We start from the raw sequence: 19113 nt of genomic DNA on the forward strand, positions 1-19113 counted from the left end.
CGTCATAGCTGTTACTAAACGTTAAAACACTTGGAGAGGGAACACAATGTCAGTGCACGATACCTTTAAAACCGCCAGCGTGCTGTTGGTTGTCGGCTCGGCGGTAGCCGGAGGCGCCGTTGCCGAATCAGCGGTCCGGGAATACCGGATCGCGGCGGGGCCGCTTGCGGTTGCGTTGAATCAACTGGCCGAAGTCGGCGGCCTGCAACTGATTTACGATGCCGAAATCGCCAACGGTTTACGCAGCGGCGGATTATCCGGTCAATTTTCGCCGGAGGCGGCATTGTCAAAGCTGTTGTCCGGAAGCGGCTTGACTTACCATTTGACCGCCGACGGCAACGTGCTGATTCAACGCCAGGCGCTCAACCAGCGCGATGAGCCGACTGCGTTACCGGCGATTAACGTCGTCGGTAAATCCAGCAATCCGTTTTTCGAGGGCGAAGATCCTTATAACACCGACTATAACCGCCACAATGCCACCACCGCGACCAAGACCGACACGCCGTTGATGCAGACGCCGCTGTCGGTCAAAGTCGTGCCGAATGCGGTACTGAAAGACCAACAGGCCATCACGATCGATCAGGCGCTGAGAAATGTCAGCGGCGTCAGCAACGGCTTGGGCGGCAGCGGCACTTTCTTCATCCGGGGTTTCGGCAGTTATATTAACTATCGCGACGGGGTGTTGAGTCAGGGCGAGTACGCTCACACCGAGGATTTGGAAAACGTGGAACGGGTGGAAGTGCTGAAGGGCCCCGGCTCCATACTTTACGGTCGGACCGAACCCGGCGGCATCGTCAACTTCGTCACCAAGCAACCGCTGGATACACCGTATTACAGCCTGCGCCAGCAATTCGGTTCGTTCGACATGTACCGTACCAGCGTCGACGCGACCGGGCCGCTGAACGCCGATAAGACGCTCGCCTACCGTTTCAATCTGGGATATCAAAGCAACCATACCTTTCAGGAATTCGGCGGCAACGAACGCTTGATGGTCGCGCCGACCTTGCGCTGGAATATCAGCGACAACACGGTGTCCACGATTAAGCTCGAATATAGCGACATCAAGGAATTCGGCAATGGCACGGTACCAGTAATGGGTAATCGACCCGCGCCAATCGCTCGCGAGCGGAATCTGGGCGATGCCTGGAACTATCAGCAAGACGAATACGTGATGCTGGCGCTGCACACCGAGCACGCCTTCAACGACCGCTGGAGTCTAAGGCACCGCTTCAATTTCAAGAATTACAATCTGACCATGTCGGCGATTCACGGATCGGTCGCCGATCCGGCGACCGGCGATGTCGGCCGGGCATTTTTCGGCCAGAATACCGACGGTCAGGACTATCAGTACAATTTTTTCAATGCGCTGGAATTGAACGGTAAATTCGATACGGCGTTTTTGAAGCACAATCTGCTGATTGGCGGCGACTACTACCGCACCGATTATCGGGTTTCGATGGCCGGATTCGGGTTTAACGGCGATTTGTACGACACCAGCAATATCTACCGGCCGACTCACCGCGCCACTCCGCCGACACTGTTGCCGACCGACGTGACCTATTCGAACTCAACCGTACCCTGGTTCGGCTTGTACGCCCAGGACCAAATCGAATTGCCTTACCATTTTCATGTGATGGCCGGCCTGCGCTATGACAATGCCAATGTGATTTACAGCAGCTACGGGGAGTTTGGTTCGGGCCAGTCGCCCGAACAAACGTCGGAGCGGGTATCGCCGCGCGGCGGCGTGGTCTGGCAACCGATACCGGAGTTTTCGCTGTACGGCAGTTACACCGAAAATTTCGGGGCGCCGAATTTTTGGGGGCGCGACGGTAAGCCGCTACCGGCGCAAACCGCCGACCAATGGGAAGTCGGTGCAAAAACCGAATTGTTCGACGGCCGTTTCAGCGCGACGCTGGCTTACTACGACTTGACCAAGCGCAACGCACCTATCGCGACTTATCTGGCCTTATCGCGCGCGGTGGGCGAAGCGGAAACCCGCGGCATCGAATTCGACGTCAGCGGGGAGATCGTTCCTGGCTGGAATGTGATCGGCGCCTATTCCTACATGCCGTTCGCCAAAAGCATCAAGGACGAAACCGATCCGACCGTGGTCGGCAACCGCTTGAACAACGCGCCCAAGCACAACGGCAGTCTGTGGACGACCTACGAGTTTCAGCAAGGCGAGTATTTGAAGGGACTGAAATTCGGTGCCGGCATGCAGGCCGTCAGTCAACGGGAAATCGGTTATTACGAGGGCGCTCAGGCGCCGGGCTACGTGACGATGAATCTGATGACCAGCAAGGCTTGGCAGGTCGGTAAAACCAAACTGACCGCACAGCTCAATGTCGACAACTTGCTGGATAAAACCTATTACCAGTCGATTTACAGCTACGGTCCGACCTATTACGGCAATCCGCGTACCTTCATGGGGGCGGTGAAAATCGAGTATTAAGCGGAAATCGGCCAGCCGGGCGGGTTCGCTGCCCGGCTGGTTGGTGCATTAAAGTTCTCTGGTGGCGCTGAAATGAATGTCCGGCCAGCGTTCTTCGGTCAGTTGTAGGTTGACCCGGCTGGTCGCCAGATACACCAAATAACCGCCGCCGTCCTCGGCCAGATTTTCGAAAGCCTTGTTTTTAAACTCTTCCAGCTTTGCCGGATTGTTCGAGCTGACCCAGCGCACGGTGTTGATCGGCGAAGCGTCGTAGACGCATTCGACATTGTATTCGTGCTTCAAACGGTGGGCGGTCACGTCGAACTGCAGAATACCCACCGCGCCCAGAATTAAGTCGTTGTTTTTAAGCGGTTTGAATAGCTGGGTCGCGCCTTCCTCGGTCAATTGCACCAAACCTTTTTGCAGCGCCTTAGCCCGCAAGGGATCCTTCAACACCACGCGGCGGAACAGTTCCGGCGCGAAGTAGGGGATGCCGCCGAATTTCAAGTTTTCGCCCTGGGTGAAGGTGTCGCCGACCTGAATGGTGCCGTGGTTATGCAAGCCGATGATGTCGCCGGGATAGGCTTCCTCGACGTTTTTGCGGCTGTCGGCTTGAAAGGTGATCGCATTGGCAACCTGGATGCTCTTGCCGATCCGCACGTGGTGCATCTTCATGCCTTTGTCGAACTTGCCAGAGCTGATGCGCATGAAGGCAACCCGGTCGCGGTGAGCCGGGTCCATATTGGCCTGGATCTTGAACACGAAACCGGTGAATTTATCTTCGCTCGGCTCCACCAAGCGTTGCTCGGCTTGGCGCGGACGCGGCGGCGGCGCGTATTCGGCGAAGGCGTCCAGCAATTCGACGATGCCGAAGTTGTTGATCGCCGATCCGAAAAACACCGGCGTCTGCTCGCCGCGCAAATATTTGGCGTGGTCGAATTCGTGGCTGGCGCCCTTGACCAGATCGATTTCGTCGCGCAATTCGTCAGCCTGCAGGCCGAGCAACTCGTCCAAATGCGGATTGTTCAAGCCCTTGATCAGCGTGGAATCGGCGATCTTGCCGCCGTGCTGCGGGTTGAACAGCAAAATCTCATCTTTGTATAGCTGATAAACGCCCTTGAAACGTTTGCCCATGCCGATAGGCCAGGTCATCGGCGCGCATTCGATCTTCAACACGCTTTCCACTTCATCCAATAGCTCGATCGGCTCGCGACCCTCGCGGTCCAGCTTGTTGATGAAGGTCAGGATAGGCGTATCGCGCAAGCGGCAGACTTCCATCAGCTTGATGGTCCTGTCCTCGACACCCTTGGCGACGTCGATGACCATCAGCGCCGAATCGACCGCGGTCAGCGTGCGGTAAGTGTCTTCCGAGAAGTCTTCGTGGCCCGGCGTATCCAGCAGATTGACGATGGCGCCGTTGTGTTCGAACTGCATCACCGACGTGGTGACCGAAATGCCTCGTTCCTTTTCCATCTCCATCCAGTCCGAAGTCGCATGCCGCGCCGCCTTGCGGCCCTTGACCGAGCCGGCCAGCTGAATGGCGCCGCCGAACAGCAGCAGTTTTTCGGTGATGGTGGTTTTGCCGGCGTCGGGGTGGGAGATGATGGCAAAAGTGCGTCTACGCTTGTATTCGGTGGCTTGCATGCGGTTTTAGGTCGGAAAAATCAATAACGTTCGCTGGAGGTCGTGCGACACAGTGGCCAGAAACCTCCGCGCGTAACAGCGTATTGTATCTTAATTTGCAGCAAGCCCGGTTCGAGCGCGGCGGTTTCGACGCTGAGAGGCCGTGAAATGTGACGTTTGCTCGGGATTCGGTTTCCGTTTGACTGGCGCTTAGCCGGGTGTCGGCAGCGACGCGGAAGATGCGGAGAATCAGGCGGCGAGCGCGTTCTGAGCGCGGTACGCTATGCGCGCGCGAGGCAAGTTCAGTCTACCCATTCGTAAATTTCGGTCAGTAACGGATCGCATTTGCAGCAACTGCCGCTAGCACAGTTCGAGCCGTTGCCGCTCAGTCTGACCTTGCCTTTACTGATCCATTTGCCCAGCATGCCGCGTATTGCGTCGGCGTCCATATGGAAATGCAGGACCATGTCGTTCAGCGTGGCGCGTTGCCGTTGCTGTAAATAACCGCGTAGGTCGGACAAGATCATGGCAGGACTCCTTCGGTTTGGTGATTGCCGACATAGCGCAGGCCGGCCAATATGCCCAGAAAGATCAGTGTCAGCCCGGACAACCAGCTTAACGTGGCTTGCGGATGCTGGTCGTATGTCATGATTTGGTAAAACAACGTCGCGGAAAGATAGGCGATGAAGGTAGTCCAGCATACGGTAAACAGCGCCCACCCGCCGTTGGTTTCTTTGTAGATCGCCGCCGTCGCGGCCACGCAGGGCGCGTAAAGCAGGATGAATACCAAGTAGGCGAAGGCGCCGATTTTGCCGTCGAAATGACTTTGCATGACCGCGAAGGTATCCAGTTTAACCTGTTGTTTCTCGGCGGCTTCGGCTTGGTCGGCACTGGTCGCGATACCGAGGCCCAGCGGGTCCAGCAAGCGATCGGCGACCGCGGCCAAATTGTCCGGGACGGTTTGCAGCGCTTCGCGCAATGCGGTGCCGAGGTCGAATTCTGTTGCTTCGCTGTCGCTAGAGCCGGCCGCCATTTGGCTGTAGAGAGCGTCCAAGGTGCCGACCACGGCTTCCTTGGCCAGTACGCCGGTAAAAATGCCGACCGTCGCGGGCCAGTTGTCTTCTGCGATGCCGAGCGGGCCAAACAGCGGCGTCAGCGATTTGCCGATACCGCTCAATATCGATTGGTCGCTGTTTTCGCGGCCGAAACTGCCGTCGCTGCCGAGCGAGTTCAACACGTTCAGCACCAGAACCATCGGCACGATGATTTTGCCGGCATTGACGATGAAGGTTTTCAGGCGCTCCCAGGTTTTGGTGTAAATGCCTTGCAGCGTAGGCAGGTGATACGCGGGCAGTTCCATCAGAAACGGGGTGGGGGCACCGCGCAACAAGGTATGGCGCATGATCAAGCCAGTAACGACCGCGACCGCGATACCGAACAAGTAAAGTCCGAAGACCAGATTTTGGCCGCCGACCGGAAAAAACGCGGCGGCAAACAGCGCATACACCGGCAGCCGGGCGCCGCAAGACATGAACGGGTTCATCAGATTGGTCAGAATCCGGTCGCGTTGGTTGTCCAGCGTCCGGGTGGCGATAATGGCCGGCACGTTGCAACCGAAACCGACGATCATCGGTACGAAGGATTTACCGGGCAGACCTAGGATGCACATAAAACGGTCCATCACGAAAGCTGCTCTGGACATGTAGCCGGAGTCTTCCAACGCGGATAGAAAAATGAACAGAAAGCCGACGATGGGGATGAAGGTCGACACGACTTGGATGCCGCCACCGATGCCGTTGCAAATCAAAACCACCAACCAGGCCGGCCACTGCCAGCCGGTGAGTCGCGCGCCGAGGCCGTCCACCAGCAACGCACCGACCGCTTTATCGAAAAAATCGACAAAGGCGCTGCCGATGTTGATCGTGAACATAAACATCGCGTACATCACCAGTAGAAACACCGGGATGCCAAGAAAACGATTGAGCACCACGCTGTCGATTTTGTCGGTGGTACTGCGCGAGACTTCGTTGAGTTTGCAAACCGCGGCCTGCACCAGTTGATTGACTAGACCGTAGCGCGCGTCGGCGGCGAGGATGTCGATTTCGTCGCCGGTTTCGGCTTCGATCCGCTCGCGTAGCCGATTGACCAAGGGCAACATATCGGGGCCGGCGAAGCGTTTTGCCAGCGTGTCGTTTTCCAACAGCCGCAATGCCAACCAGCGGCTGTCGCATTCCGGATGAATCGGCAATTGGGCTTGCAATTCGGCGACCGCGCTTTCCAGTTCGGCTTGGTATTGGACTTGCAGGTTCGGGGTTGGCGCATCGAGACAGGCCGCGCTGACGATGTCGCGCAACTCTTTGATGCCGCTGCCGGACGCGGCGGTGACCGGCACCACGGGGCAGCCCAGGCGATGGCTCAGTGTTTCAATGTCAATTTTGATGCCGCGTTTCTTGACCGCGTCCATCATATTCAACACGACGATCATCGGTACTCGCATCTCCAGCAGTTGCGAGGTCAGATACAGGTTGCGTTCGATATTGGCGGCGTCGATGATGTTAATGACTAAGTGCGCCTGACGAGACGCGACATAGTCGCGCGCGACTTTTTCGTCGAGAGAGATACTGTCGTCGTCGGATTCCAGAGAGTAGGTGCCCGGCAAATCCACGAGTTCGATGCACTTACCTTGGTGGCGGTATTCGCCGGTCTTTTTCTCGACCGTCACGCCGGGCCAGTTGCCGACTTGTTGGCGCGAGCCGGTCAGCACGTTAAATAGCGTGGTCTTGCCGCAATTGGGATTACCGACGACGCCGACGATGAAATCCGCGCTCATAATTTCTCGATCAATAATACCGAGGCTTCGTTTTTGCGGAGCGACAGCGAGAAGCCGCGAATTTTAATCTCGACCGGGTCGCCCATCGGCGCGAAGCGGGTAATGGTAAATTCAGTGCCCGGCGTCAAGCCCATGGCCAGAAGCTTTTTGCGGTAGACCCCGCCTGATTGGTCAAATCCGACGATGCGGCCCGTATCGCCGGCCGCGAGCGCTTTCAGATAGGTCGACATATTATAAGCTTATTAATAACTGTTCTCATTAAGCCGCAATATAACACACGGTCACGGCAATGTAACAAGCGGATGTCGATAATTCAGATTAACTTACGGGCCGCGGTCTTGGGCGCCGAGAAAATGGCCGAAATGTCCTTGACGAATTCCAGGCTGGCGCCACGCCGGCGGTCCGCCACTCGTTTATCCGCCAACGCCTGTGTGGCTTGGTAAGTCTGGCGGCGATCATTGTGCCAATTGCGATTGTGATATTCCCTCACCAATACCAACTTGTTCTTAAAGCGTTGGCCCTTCAAGGATTTGATGGCTCTCAAGCCGACCTTGTCCGAGTCGATATGAACCAAACCATGGTATTCCAGCGTGTGGGTGGTTTTATCCAGAATGACCAGGATTTCCGCTTTCAGAATGCGCCCTCCGCCGAACAAAAAACGTCGTTTCAAGGCTGGAGCCACGTAGGCTTCCAGTTCCGATAAATGCGTGCTGGCCGGCACGTTACGGATAAACAATATCATCGCTAGCGTTTCACGATGGCTTTCGGACACGGGCCGACAGTTCGGCTCGCCCCAGCGGCTCGGTGGCGGACAGGCCGCGGATTTCGCATCGTCCGCCTTGCGCGATGTAATCTTCCCGGTACTGAGCGATGAATTCCATGACGGTATGATCGATCAACTCGGCTTCGGAAAGGTCGAAGATCAGCGCTCGGCCGTCTTGGATTTCGGTCAGCCAGCTTTTCAGGGCTAGAAAGTTCGAGAACAAGGCCGCGCCGCTGACCTTGACGGTCCAGGTGCCGTCCGTTGCGGTTTCGATATGGTAAGACATCGACAGCAAGCGGCGTAGCGAGACTCCGCGTCCGACATGCAAGGCCACTTTCGCGGCGATACCGGCCAACACGCCGGCCAACAAATTGCTGACCAGAATCGCGGCGATCGTCAGTAGAAATAACAGCGACTGTTCTTTTCCCAAGTCCATGCTTTTCGCGAAGGCTTTCGGCGACGCCAAGCGGAAACCGGTGTAGACCAACAACGCCGCCAGCGACGCCAACGGTATCGTCGCGATCACGCTCGGAAACAGCGCGACGAAGACCAAAAGGCAGACGCCATGGCAAAAATTGGCCCAGCTGGTTTGCGCCCCGGCCTCGATATTCGCCGAACTGCGGACGATTTCGGCGATCATCGGCAGGCCGCCCATGAGTCCGGACAAGGTATTGGCGATGCCGATCGCTCGCAATTCGCGGTTCAAGTCCGAGTAACGACGCAATGGGTCCAACTTGTCGACGGCGGCGGCGCTCAACAGGCTTTCCAGGCTGCCAACCAGGCAAATCGAAATCACGCTTTGCCAAAATGCCAAGCTGGCGATTTTGCCGAAGTCCGGCCAACTGAAGGCCTGGCTGAAATCGGCCGGAATATTCACCAGAAAATCGCTGACGACATCGACATCCTCGGGCATGCGGAAGTCGAGCGGCGCCGGGTGGGCGAGACCGAACACCCGTGCCAGTAAAATCCCGGAGGCGATCACGACGATGGGTGCAGGCAATTTATGCAGCCAGCCATGCTTAAGGTGCGGCCATCCGATCAGGATAGCGATGCCGGCCAGCGCGATCAGTCCGATTTGCGGTACAAAAAAGATTAGTTGGCGGGGTAGTTCGCCGATTCCCGTCAAAATATCGGGCGCGTGGTTTTGCACGCCGGCCATCACCGGCAACTGCTTGGCGATGATAATGATGCCGATCGCCGCCAACATACCGTGAATGACCGACGCGGGAAACAGAGCCGCGTAACGGCCGGCCTTCAAATAACCCAGCGCGATTTGCAACAAACCGGCGCAAACGATGGCCGCCAAGGTGTAACGGTACCCGGCCGCCGGATCGCCGTCGCCCAAGCTGGCCGCCGCATCGAGGATCACCACGATCAACCCGGCCGCCGGCCCGGTAATCGTCAGCGGGGCCCCGCCGATCCGCGATACCAGCAAGCCGCCCACGATCGCCGAAATAACCCCGGACAGCGGCGGAAAACCGGAAGCCAGGGCGATGCCGAGGCAAAGCGGAAGCGCGATCAAAAACACTTGAAAGCCGGCGCTGATGTCGGCCGGCCAATGATTGCGGCTGCCTGCCGCGGTTGGTGTGGTCATGAGTTCTCCATGCGATAAATGGCGGTGAGCGTGGGCGGCGCGAACCGCTGGCGCCGTTCAGTGGGGGATGATAACCACAATTGCGGTCGGGCCGCACGTTTGAATCGATTTCGGACTGGAGTCCATCTACAACGGCATTTACGCCCAACCGATCGGCCCCCGGCAAGACTGGGGGTATTGACTATCGAGGTGTTGCACTTTTGTTTTGAATCCGCCTCCCACAAAAAAGCCGCCGGCCCTGTCGGGAACGGAGGCTGAATGTCTAAAGTCGAGTACGATAAAATGATCGAATCGAAATACTTCGCTAGTCTACTCGTTTTTTATCGAATCACAGGGGCTTTATGGGATTGCCAAACCAATCACTGCCAACAAGGAATATCCAGCTGGACTTTTTTAGGGGCTTGGCGTTGCTGGTGATATTCATCAACCACATGCCCGATAACCCATGGTTTTGGTATACCCCATCTCGCTTTAGCCTCTGCGACGCCGCCGATGTGTTTGTATTCCTATCAGGTTTTGCTTCCGCGTTGGCTTATGGCCGCTGCTTCGAACGCGCTGGACTTTGGCTAGGGTCGATTCGCATCTTGCTCCGTTGCGTACAGATTTATAGCGCGCATCTCGCGTCATTCGTTTTGCTGGCCTTGATTTGCGTGATTGGTAGTCGTTGGGTGCCTGAAATGAATGACATTCAACGTCTGAATATCGTCTATTTTTTCGAGTCGACCGAACAAGCACTCTACGACTTGTTTACCTTGGCCTATGTGCCTAACTATTTCGACATTCTGCCCATGTACCTGGTGATGATGGCGTGGCTGCCAATTTTTTGGGCTTTATCGCGCTTGCATGTCGCCGTGGCCTTGGGTTGCTCGCTGGGATTGTATTGGGCAAGCTGGCAATATGGCTGGGAACTGACCGCCAACCCATCGACCGGCCGCCCCTGGTACTTCAATCCCATGAATTGGCAATTGATGTTTTTCACCGGCTTTGCTTTCGGTGCCGGCTGGCTAAGCGTCGGCGTCAGGCATCGGTGGTTGGCGGGCTTGTGCCTTTCGTTGGTATTGCTGTCCATTCCGTTGGGACATGAAGCCACCTACACTAAAGTCTTATTCTGGGGCGAACTGCGCGCAAAATTAGAGCCGTGGCTAAACAAAAGCCACCTCGGCTTGTTGCGTTGGGTGCACTTACTCGCGCTGGCTTACCTGATGCACCGACTATGCAACTGGCGTCCGCAATGGCTGTCGACTGCATTGCCTCTTGCCATCGCTACGATGGGGCAACAATCCTTACCCATTTTTCTAACCTCGATGGTGTTGTCTTACGCCGGCGGCATCGTTCTGGACCAGTTCGGTCGAGAAACGCCTATGGCCGTAGCATTGGTCAACTTGGGCGGTATGGCGTTGTTGCTCCTAATCGGGCAAGTGATGGCTTGGCTGGATACCAAGCCCTGGAAGTACTTAACGTCCGAGGGTCTGCCGCAACGCGAATTTCACGGTGCCTCGGGGCCGTTCGAGGGGCGTTATCGCTGGGCCGGCCAAGTATTGGCGCTGCCTTTCCTGATTGGTCTGGCGGTACTTCCGGCATTATTAATAAATCGACAACACCTTGGGCCAGTCGGTTCTGATCTGGTCGCTCAGACAACGATTCCTAAGGACCAGTCAATACAACCCGTCGAAGTCCTCGTGCCAGAAACTGAGGCCGATAAGCTGATCGATAGTCGGCAGAAGCTTTAACGGTCTATCGACTCATGGAAGCCCACACTGTCCATCAATTTTTCCTTCAGTTGATGATTATTTTGCTGACCACTCGACTGTTGGGCGAATTGTTTACACGCCTACAAAGTCCGGCTGTAGTGGGTGAGTGACTGGCTGGGGTGATCCTAGGTCCTAGTTTATTGGCATGGCTGGAGTCGAGTCAGGTCGTCAAGTTACTGGCCGAGAGCGGCAGCATTTTACGGTCGTTCTAAGTGGGCTTGGATACCGACATCCGCCAACTGTCTGTTCGAGATCGCGATTTTCGGAAAACTTATTGATGCGTGATTTCCGAGTAGCGATGGGTCGGTGCATTTGGCGATAGCAATTATCATGATTCCGCGCGGAGAATTGGGGAGGAACTGGGGGATAATGATATATGCGCCGCATTGGTCATTGCCATAGCCATGACATTTCTGTCAGCTAACTTGTTGAAGAGTTATTACCGCTACATTAACTAAGCCCGTTGCTCTATTTAGGTAAGCATTAGTCTTGGGCGACGCGATAGACGCATGCCGTTCATGGAGCAAAACCATGCAGGAATATGAAAAATCCGAATCCTTGTACATCGTCTTGATCAGCATACACGGCTTGATCCGCGGTCACGATCTGGAACTGGGGCGCGACGCCGATACCGGCGGACAGACCAAATACGTCGTGGAACTGGCCAAGGCGTTGGCAAAACAGCCGAATGTCGAGCAGGTGGATTTGGTGACGCGGCGGATCGTCGACGTTGAAGTCGGCGGCGATTACGCCGAAGCCGTCGAGGCATTGGCTGAAAACGCGCAAATCGTTCGTATCGATGCCGGCCCGGAAGGCTACATCCGCAAGGAAGAGCTCTGGGATCACCTCGACAGCTTTGCCGATAATCTGTTGAGTTGGCTACATGGACAACCGCGCTGGCCGAATGTGTTGCACAGCCATTATGCCGACGCCGGCTATGTTGGCGTGCGGCTTTCGCATCTGACGGGGTTGCCGTTGATTCACACCGGCCATTCCCTGGGACGCGACAAGTGCCGCAGGTTGCTGGCGCGGGGTCTGACAATGGAGGAGATCGAGCAGCGTTACCACATTTCGCGGCGCATCAATGCCGAAGAGGAGACGCTGAGCAATGCCGATTTGATCATCACCAGTACCGGTAACGAAATCGAAGACCAATACGAACTTTACGATTGCTACACGCCGGAAAAGATGGCCGTCATACCGCCCGGTACGGATCTCGACCAATTTCACCCGCCCGCCGCCAGTAATGCTAGCTCCGCGTTTGCAGCGTCGCTCAAGAATTTCCTGTCTCAACCGGATATGCCGATGATATTGGCGTTGTCGCGACCGGACGAACGGAAAAACATCGTCACCTTATTGGAAGCCTACGGCGAATCGCCGCGTTTACAGGCTAAAGCCAATCTGGTGATCGTCGCCGGCAATCGCGACGACATTCGGGAGATGGACGACGGAGCGCAGGGCGTGTTGACCGAGTTGTTACTGGTAATGGATTGTTATGACCTGTACGGTCGGGTCGCCCTACCCAAGCACCACAAGGCGGACGACGTCGCGGACATTTATCGTCTGGCGGCGGCGTCCAAGGGGGTGTTTATTAATCCCGCTTTGACCGAACCCTTCGGTTTGACGCTGTTGGAAGCGGCCACCAGCGGCCTGCCGCTGGTGGCCACCGAAAACGGCGGTCCGGTCGACATCATCGGCAACTGCCAAAACGGTTTGTTGGTCGATCCGCTGGACAAAACCGCGATCGCCGAGGCCTTGCTGAGCATACTCGACAATGACGAGTACTGGCGGACCTTATCGGCTAACGGCCTGGCGAATGTCGTCCGTCATTACTCGTGGGAAGCGCATGCCCAAGCCTATCTCCAAAAAGTGCCGCCGTTGTTGCAGCATTTCGAACGTCTGCCAAAGACACCGCTGGTCGCCACAACCGGCCGGCTGCGGTCGCAGGCTATTTTTACCGCGCTGGATAATACGTTACTGGGGGACGACGAGGGACTGGCGCAATTCGTCAGCCTGATTCGCAAAAAGCGAAAAAAATGCCTGTTCGGCATTGCTACCGGACGACGGCTGGATTCAGTTTTAGCCATTTTTAACAGGCTGTTGAAATTTGCCGATATACCTTCGGTTTCGACGCCATTTTCCGAAGCACCGGGTGGTCTGGAAGCCTGATTGGGCCTCAAAAACCGGTTTTAGCCGGTTATATTCACCCCGAAGGGGGTCAATTCCGCCTTTGGGCGGATTTCAGGCGTACTAGCGCCTAGGCGGTCGTGTAACGCCAGCCGAAAATGGCGCCCATCCGCGTTAGGTTATAGGCCGCAAACGTAAAAATCGTTTGCGCGGCGACTTTCTTCAAACCCCGGAACTTGGTTTGCCGTAGCGGACCGACGGTCTTGGCCCAGCCGAAGACCTCTTCGATCCGCTTGCGGATTTTGAGGCTTTTGCGGTAGCCGTCGTGTCGGGTGGTGCGGCCGTCGATGGCCGAGCCTTTGTCCTTGCTGGCGACATGCGGGGTCACCTTGCGCTGGCGTAGATTGGCGACAAAGTCTTGGGTGTCATAGTTTTTATCGGCACCCAAGGTCGCGCCCGGCTTGTGGATCGTACGCTTGACCATGGTTTGAGCCGCTTCGCGTTCCGCTGTTCCCTTGGCCTGAGTGACTTCGACATCGACCACCAGGCCGTTACGGTTTTCCATCAAAGCATGACCAAGAAATGCCAACTGCGATTTGTCGCCCTCGCTCTTTTTGTACAGCCGCGCATCGGGATCGGTACGTGATACGTGAGTCTCGTTACTGCGCTTCTCGCCCTTGAAGTTGACCGTGGGATTACGGCCGCCGTCTTCCGGCGGCGGGGTCGAGCCGTCTTTTTTGACGAAACTCTTGTGCGAGGCCCAGGCCTGAATCAGCGTACCGTCCACGGAAAAATGTTCGTCGGACAGCAACTTTTGCCAGTCCGCCAAGGCCAACACCCGTTCGAAAAACAAACGACTGATGCGCTCGTTCAGCAAGCGGTCGCGGTTGGCGCTGAAGGTGGAGTGGTCCCACACGGCGTCATCCATGGTCAAGCCGACGAACCAGCGGTAAAGCAGATTGAAGTCGATATGCTCCACTAACTGCCGCTCCGAGCGGATGGACAACAAGACTTGCAGCAGGCTGGCGCGTAACAGGCGCTCCGGCGGAATGGAATCCCGGCCGCGACGGGCGTAGAGCGCATCGAACTCGTCATCCAATGTGGCCAGCAACAGATCGACCACTTTGCGCAGCTTGCGGAGCGGATGTTTTTTTGGAATCCGTTCTTCCAGGGTTCGGTAACTGAACAGTTCTTCTTGGGTAATGTCGGCGCCGCGCATGGATTCGATGGAATATGTGGAAAACAAAAGCATTTTACCATGAATAACAATGTGTTACGAATATATCCAGCACCTAACTCAACGAATCAATGCGGCTTGCGGGGGAGATAAAATCAACAGCCTGTTAAGAAACATCGTATTCCAGTACCGGATATTCTGATTACCAGCCTCGGTACCGAAGTCTATTTCACGCCGCAACTGATCGCGGACATAGCCTGGAGCTACCATATCGACCATCTGTGGACGCCCCAGGTCTTACGCCGGGTACTAGGCACGCTACCCGGCTTGACGCCGCAACCCAAGCGAGAACAGAGCCGCTTCAAGATTTCCTATTATTACGATAGCGAGCTTGCGCCGCCGATGGAAGAGATTCTGACTTTGTTGCGCCAAAAGGAACTGTCGGTGAATCCCACGCTGTCGTTCGGGCAATTCTTGGACATCGTGCCGGCTCGCGCTTCCAAGGGACAGGCATTGCGTTATGTCGCGCGGCAATGGGATATTCCCCTGGAGCGCATCCTGGCGACGGGCGGTTCCGGCGGCGATTCCGATATGGTGGCGGGCAATACGCTGGGGGTCGTGGTGGCCAACCGCCACCGCGAGGAATTGTCGAATTTATCTGACATGGAACAGGTCTATTTCGCCGAACACTCCAACGCCTGGGGCATACTGGAAGCCATCGAACATTACGATTTTTTCCATCTTTAGCGGAGCGCCAGCGCCATGATGAATCGTCTTCTGATTTGTACCGACTTGGATCGCACCTTGCTGCCTAACGGTAGTCAACCGGAGTCGTCCGGGGCGAGAGCGGCTTTCGCGCGACTGGTTTCCCGCCCCGAAGTGACTTTGGCCTATGTGAGCGGCCGGCATCGCGAATTGGTGGAAGACGCGATCCGTGAGTACGGTTTGCCATTAGCCGATTGGGTGATTGGCGACGTCGGCACCACGATCTATAAAACCAGCCCCGGAGAATGGGAACCTTGGGTCGCTTGGGAAGAGGATATCGCCGGCGACTGGCGCGGTCTGACGGCGAAGGATCTTCGGCCTTTGTTTGACGATTTGCCGAATTTGCGCTTGCAGGAAGAGGCGAAGCAAAACCGTTTCAAGCTCAGCTACTATCTGACCACGCTCGGCGATATAGAAGCCTTGCGCCAGGAAATGGCGAACCGACTGCACGCACGAAATCTGGCGGCCAGCCTGATTTACAGCGTGGACGAAGCCGCAGCCGCCGGATTGCTGGATGTGTTGCCCGCCCATGCCACGAAACTACATGCCGTGGAGTTCTTGATGCAGCACCAGAATTTCGATGTAGGCAATACGGTATTTGCGGGCGACAGCGGCAACGATCTGCCCGTGCTAATCAGTGGCATTAATGCGATTCTGGTTGCCAACGCGCATGGCGATGTCGTCGCGCAATCCACGGCGCTCGCCGAGCAAAATGGAACCGGTGCCAGGTTGTATTTGGCTAAGGGAAATTTTTTAGGCATGAACGGCAACTACAGTGCGGGAATTCTTGAGGGCGTTTCGCACTTTTTCCCTTGCACGCGGGGTTGGATGGAACAAGCTAATGAGTAATTGGCGCTTTATCCAAAACGACAACAAAACCCCCATTATTTGGTTAATTATTAGTTTTTTAATCAATATTGGTATCGGTATTATTGATTTTAAACTAGGCAGGGAATTCAGTTTCTCAATATTCTACTTAATACCCATCGTATTGGTCACCTTGGCATTTGGTAGGCAGGTGGGTTTAGTATTCTGTGTCTTTGCTACCGGAACCTGGTTTACTGTCGATCAACTGAACAACGCTTCATACTCGCATCCGATGATTGGCTATTGGAATGCCATCATGCGCTTTGGCTTCTTTGTAATGATTACCTGGCTTTTACCTGTATTACAAGAGCTGGAGCGCGAAAAACAAATTTCTCGCATGGACTATTTGACCGGCATTGCCAACCGTCGCTATTTTTTTGAGTTACTGCAAGCCGAGCTTAATCGTTCTTGACGCTATAAACATGTATTCACGATTGCGTATATCGACCTCGATGGATTTAAATGGGTAAACGATCAATATGGGCACTTGATTGGTGACAGGCTTCTATGTGCTTTCGTAAGTCGGGCAAAAAACATGTTGCGTAATACCGATCTCATGGCACGATTGGGCGGTGATGAATTTATATTGTTGTTGCCCGAAATGGGGCAAGATGCTGCAAAGTTTACCGTTGAAAAAATTCAGGCCGGATTATTGAACGAGATGCGTAAAAATAAATGGCCAGTCACTTTTTCCATCGGTGTATTAAGCTACCAAAGCGGCGAAATTTCGGCCGATGAGTTAGTAAAACGCGCAGATAAATTAACCTAAAAAGAGCAGTTTGGCGATGAAAAATCCCGTTCGTCCTGAGCTTGTCGAAGGGCGCGCGGGATTTTTCATTCACCCGTTTGGTGAGTGTATTGCGAGCCGTCCATGCTTCGACGTTGCTCAGCACGAACGGCCCGCAATACACGCCAACTGCCCTTTTTAGGATTAATGTATACAGTAAAAAACAATAGCAAGAACGCAATCGCATATGGGGTTTTTGACTAATAGAATATTTACCGATAGCGTGGCAACCTGATTTATTAGTAGGTTTTTACATCATCCCAACCATGGATTCCGTAACGACATGTATGAACAAGTCTCCCATTCGCTATTGAACGCCATTCTGGATGATCTGAAACCGGAGATTCGTCGCCAGGACCTTCGACACTTTTACACCCGGCTAGGCGCCAATTTTTATGCGATTTATTCGCTATTTTTCACGCTGTACGGTCAGCGGGAGGATTTTAAACCGCAAATGCTGCGGTTGGTGGAAACCATGGCCAAGGGCTATATCGATCGGTCCGCCGAGTTGGAGCGCATCGACATGGAGCGCGAACAGGATCACAACTGGTTCCTGTCGCAGAAATGGGTCGGCATGGCCTTGTATACCAACGGCTTCGCGGAAAATCTGGCCGATCTGGTAAGCAAGACGCCTTATTTCCAGGAACTCGGCATCAATTTGGTGCATATCATGCCGATTCTGATGTGTCCCGCGGGCAAGAGCGACGGTGGCTATGCGGTCAGTGATTTTAGACAGATCGACGACAGGCTGGGCGATCTGAATGATCTGCGGCGAGTGGCCAAGGAGTTCAAAAAACGCGAAATCCTGCTGGTACTGGACATCGTGATGAATCACACCTCCGATGAGCACGAATGGGCCAGAAAGGCAATCATGGGGGATGAGCGCTATCAGGATTACTACTTTGTCTTCGATAACCGGGAAATTCCCGATATGTTCGAGCAGACCATGCCGCAAATTTTCCCGGAATCGGCCCCAGGCAACTTCATCTGGAATGAGAAGATGCAGAAATGGGTGATGACCGTATTTAACGATTACCAGTGGGACCTGAACTATAGCAATCCCGAAGTATTTATCGAAATGCTGGATATCATCCTGTTTTGGGCCAATCAGGGGGTGGACATCCTACGTTTGGATGCCGTCGCCTTCCTGTGGAAAAAAATAGGTTCTACCTGCCAGAACGAGCGCAACGCTCATTTGATTCTGCAGTTGATGAAGGATTGCTGTCAGGTTACCGCGCCGGGTGTGCTGTTCATCGCCGAAGCGATTGTCACGCCGCTCGAAGTCATCAAATATTTTGGCGAGGATGCGATCATCGCCAAGGAGTGCGAAATTGCTTACAACGCTACTTTGATGGCCTTGCTATGGGATGCTATAGCCACTCAAAATGCCAAACTGCTCTGTCAAGGGATAAAAAACTTGCCGGCGAAACTGGAGCGCGCCACTTGGTTGAATTATGTGCGCTGCCACGACGATATCGGCTTTGGCTTCGACGACAACGATATTCGCGCCGCGGGATACGACCCTCACGCACATCGGCAATTTCTAGTCGATTATTTCAGCGGTCAATTCGAAGGATCTCCGGCCAGAGGCATGGTGTTCATGCGTAACGAAACCACGGGCGACGCCCGTATCAGCGGTTCGCTGGCTTCCCTGACGGGGCTGGAAGCGGGCCGGGAAAACAATGACCAGGGCTTGATCGATTCCGCAATCCAAAAGATTCTGTTATTGCAGAGCCTGATATTGTCCTTCGGCGGTATTCCATTGCTATACAACGGTGACGCGCTCGGCGTCATCAACGATTACAGTTACCGCGACGACCCCGGTAAAAGCGACGACAACCGCTGGATACATCGACCCAAGATTAATTGGGACAGGGCCGAATTGCGCAAAAAACAAGGCACCACCGAATTTGTCCTGTTCAATGCAATGAAGAAAATGATCGCGATCCGTAAGGAAATCTCCGCGTTCGCCGACTTCAACAACCGGGAACTGGTCGACGTCGATAACGCGCATTTATTGTGTTTCATTCGTTTCGATCACCTGCGTCCTTCCGAGCGGGTGATAGTCGTCGCCAATTTCGATGCCAATCCGCAATACCTGGATCTTTACTTGCTCAAAAGCAAAGGCATCAATCCCTACGGGCAATTCGTCGATGTTTACAGCGGCGGCAAGCCGGAGCAATACGACAGACGGGTCGTATTGCAGGGTTTTCAGTTCTATTGGTTGTCGGAAATATAAGGTGCTAGTTAAGTCGGCTTCGAATATTTCATCACCATATCGAGTATATTGACCGAGCAGGCTGAAGGCGTTCTTCACAATACTGTCGACGCTTTACCGATTGTTCGACGATGGAAAATCCTAAGCTTGTTTTGTCCTGCAACCCCTGTACCGAGACCA

13 protein-coding genes and 2 pseudogenes are annotated in these 19113 nt (G+C 54.8%); 8 read left to right on the plus strand and 7 right to left on the minus strand.

Annotated features, from left to right (window positions below; genetic code table 11):
- Positions 1 to 46: 46 nt before the first annotated feature.
- Positions 47 to 2452 carry a TonB-dependent siderophore receptor gene (locus tag ACQE3E_RS11285; protein WP_313727901.1) on the plus strand — a complete coding sequence of 802 codons (2406 nt, stop codon included), beginning with the start codon at positions 47 to 49 and terminating at the stop codon, positions 2450 to 2452.
- 48 nt (positions 2453 to 2500) lie between these two features.
- On the opposite strand, the gene ACQE3E_RS11290 is transcribed toward ACQE3E_RS11285, so the two are convergent.
- The 6 genes from ACQE3E_RS11290 to ACQE3E_RS11315 all read right to left on the minus strand — a co-directional run bounded on the left by ACQE3E_RS11290 (position 2501) and on the right by ACQE3E_RS11315 (position 9241).
- On the minus strand, positions 2501 to 4075 hold the full coding sequence (locus tag ACQE3E_RS11290; protein ID WP_064031684.1) for a peptide chain release factor 3: 1575 nt from the start codon (positions 4073 to 4075) through the stop codon (positions 2501 to 2503).
- A gap of 281 nt (positions 4076 to 4356) precedes the next feature.
- Entirely contained in the window at positions 4357 to 4581 is a 225-nt protein-coding gene (locus tag ACQE3E_RS11295; RefSeq protein WP_313727899.1) for a FeoC-like transcriptional regulator, read from the minus strand.
- Positions 4578 to 6884: a Fe(2+) transporter permease subunit FeoB gene (gene feoB, locus ACQE3E_RS11300; protein ID WP_313727898.1), complete on the minus strand. Its 2307-nt coding sequence runs from the start codon at positions 6882 to 6884 to the stop codon at positions 4578 to 4580. Before feoB ends, ACQE3E_RS11295 begins: the two co-directional genes overlap by 4 nt.
- Complete coding sequence (locus ACQE3E_RS11305; protein WP_064031681.1) at positions 6881 to 7114, minus strand: FeoA family protein; 234 nt, start codon at positions 7112 to 7114, stop codon at positions 6881 to 6883. Before ACQE3E_RS11305 ends, feoB begins: the two co-directional genes overlap by 4 nt.
- Positions 7115 to 7197: 83 nt before the next feature.
- Positions 7198 to 7656 (minus strand): hypothetical protein, encoded by a 459-nt coding sequence (locus ACQE3E_RS11310; RefSeq protein WP_313727897.1) that lies wholly within the window; start codon positions 7654 to 7656, stop codon positions 7198 to 7200.
- On the minus strand, positions 7637 to 9241 hold the full coding sequence (locus ACQE3E_RS11315; RefSeq protein WP_313727896.1) for a SulP family inorganic anion transporter: 1605 nt from the start codon (positions 9239 to 9241) through the stop codon (positions 7637 to 7639). The genes ACQE3E_RS11310 and ACQE3E_RS11315 overlap by 20 nt, the downstream gene beginning before the upstream one ends.
- A gap of 341 nt (positions 9242 to 9582) precedes the next feature.
- On the opposite strand from ACQE3E_RS11315, the gene ACQE3E_RS11320 reads away from it, so the two are divergent.
- Both ACQE3E_RS11320 and ACQE3E_RS11325 read left to right on the plus strand, forming a co-directional pair.
- The gene (locus ACQE3E_RS11320; protein ID WP_427501630.1) at positions 9583 to 10971 is read left to right on the plus strand and encodes an OpgC family protein; all 1389 of its coding nucleotides are present in this window, start codon (positions 9583 to 9585) and stop codon (positions 10969 to 10971) included.
- Positions 10972 to 11523: 552 nt separating this feature from the next.
- Positions 11524 to 13161: a glycosyltransferase gene (locus ACQE3E_RS11325; protein ID WP_427501631.1), complete on the plus strand. Its 1638-nt coding sequence runs from the start codon at positions 11524 to 11526 to the stop codon at positions 13159 to 13161.
- An 88-nt stretch (positions 13162 to 13249) separates the two neighbouring features.
- Here ACQE3E_RS11325 and ACQE3E_RS11330 read toward each other — a convergent pair whose 3' ends face one another.
- Positions 13250 to 14338, minus strand: a complete 1089-nt coding sequence (locus tag ACQE3E_RS11330) for an IS5 family transposase (protein ID WP_427501641.1) — start codon at positions 14336 to 14338, stop codon at positions 13250 to 13252.
- Positions 14339 to 14473: 135 nt separating this feature from the next.
- Between ACQE3E_RS11330 and ACQE3E_RS11335 the strand changes: the two are divergent.
- From ACQE3E_RS11335 to ACQE3E_RS11355, 5 genes and pseudogenes are all read left to right on the plus strand, one after another.
- Positions 14474 to 15043, plus strand: a pseudogene (locus tag ACQE3E_RS11335) (HAD family hydrolase); the annotation flags it as partial.
- Positions 15044 to 15058: 15 nt separating this feature from the next.
- On the plus strand, positions 15059 to 15910 hold the full coding sequence (locus tag ACQE3E_RS11340) for an HAD-IIB family hydrolase (RefSeq protein ID WP_313727893.1): 852 nt from the start codon (positions 15059 to 15061) through the stop codon (positions 15908 to 15910).
- Positions 15903 to 16340 (plus strand): hypothetical protein, encoded by a 438-nt coding sequence (locus tag ACQE3E_RS11345; RefSeq protein ID WP_313727892.1) that lies wholly within the window; start codon positions 15903 to 15905, stop codon positions 16338 to 16340. Before ACQE3E_RS11340 ends, ACQE3E_RS11345 begins: the two co-directional genes overlap by 8 nt.
- 12 nt (positions 16341 to 16352) lie before the next feature.
- A pseudogene (locus ACQE3E_RS11350) lies at positions 16353 to 16697 on the plus strand (GGDEF domain-containing protein); the annotation flags it as partial.
- 301 nt (positions 16698 to 16998) lie between these two features.
- Positions 16999 to 18954, plus strand: a complete 1956-nt coding sequence (locus ACQE3E_RS11355) for an alpha-amylase family glycosyl hydrolase (RefSeq protein ID WP_313727891.1) — start codon at positions 16999 to 17001, stop codon at positions 18952 to 18954.
- The last annotated feature ends 159 nt before the right edge of the window (positions 18955 to 19113 follow it).

Source organism: Methylomonas sp. MED-D (genome assembly GCF_050276835.1).
GTDB lineage: Bacteria > Pseudomonadota > Gammaproteobacteria > Methylococcales > Methylomonadaceae > Methylomonas > Methylomonas koyamae_A.

What these genes read in the sequence shown, in the direction of transcription:
- ACQE3E_RS11285 (WP_313727901.1), top strand. Translation starts at nt 47, where the DNA reads ATGTCAGTGCACGATACCTTTAAAACCGCCAGCGTGCTGTTGGTTGTC.
- ACQE3E_RS11290 (WP_064031684.1), bottom strand. Translation starts at nt 4,075, where the DNA reads ATGCAAGCCACCGAATACAAGCGTAGACGCACTTTTGCCATCATCTCC.
- ACQE3E_RS11295 (WP_313727899.1), bottom strand. Translation starts at nt 4,581, where the DNA reads ATGATCTTGTCCGACCTACGCGGTTATTTACAGCAACGGCAACGCGCC.
- feoB (WP_313727898.1), bottom strand. Translation starts at nt 6,884, where the DNA reads ATGAGCGCGGATTTCATCGTCGGCGTCGTCGGTAATCCCAATTGCGGC.
- ACQE3E_RS11305 (WP_064031681.1), bottom strand. Translation starts at nt 7,114, where the DNA reads ATGTCGACCTATCTGAAAGCGCTCGCGGCCGGCGATACGGGCCGCATC.
- ACQE3E_RS11315 (WP_313727896.1), bottom strand. Translation starts at nt 9,241, where the DNA reads ATGACCACACCAACCGCGGCAGGCAGCCGCAATCATTGGCCGGCCGAC.
- ACQE3E_RS11320 (WP_427501630.1), top strand. Translation starts at nt 9,583, where the DNA reads ATGGGATTGCCAAACCAATCACTGCCAACAAGGAATATCCAGCTGGAC.
- ACQE3E_RS11325 (WP_427501631.1), top strand. Translation starts at nt 11,524, where the DNA reads ATGCAGGAATATGAAAAATCCGAATCCTTGTACATCGTCTTGATCAGC.
- ACQE3E_RS11330 (WP_427501641.1), bottom strand. Translation starts at nt 14,338, where the DNA reads ATGCGCGGCGCCGACATTACCCAAGAAGAACTGTTCAGTTACCGAACC.
- ACQE3E_RS11340 (WP_313727893.1), top strand. Translation starts at nt 15,059, where the DNA reads ATGATGAATCGTCTTCTGATTTGTACCGACTTGGATCGCACCTTGCTG.
- ACQE3E_RS11345 (WP_313727892.1), top strand. Translation starts at nt 15,903, where the DNA reads ATGAGTAATTGGCGCTTTATCCAAAACGACAACAAAACCCCCATTATT.
- ACQE3E_RS11355 (WP_313727891.1), top strand. Translation starts at nt 16,999, where the DNA reads ATGTATGAACAAGTCTCCCATTCGCTATTGAACGCCATTCTGGATGAT.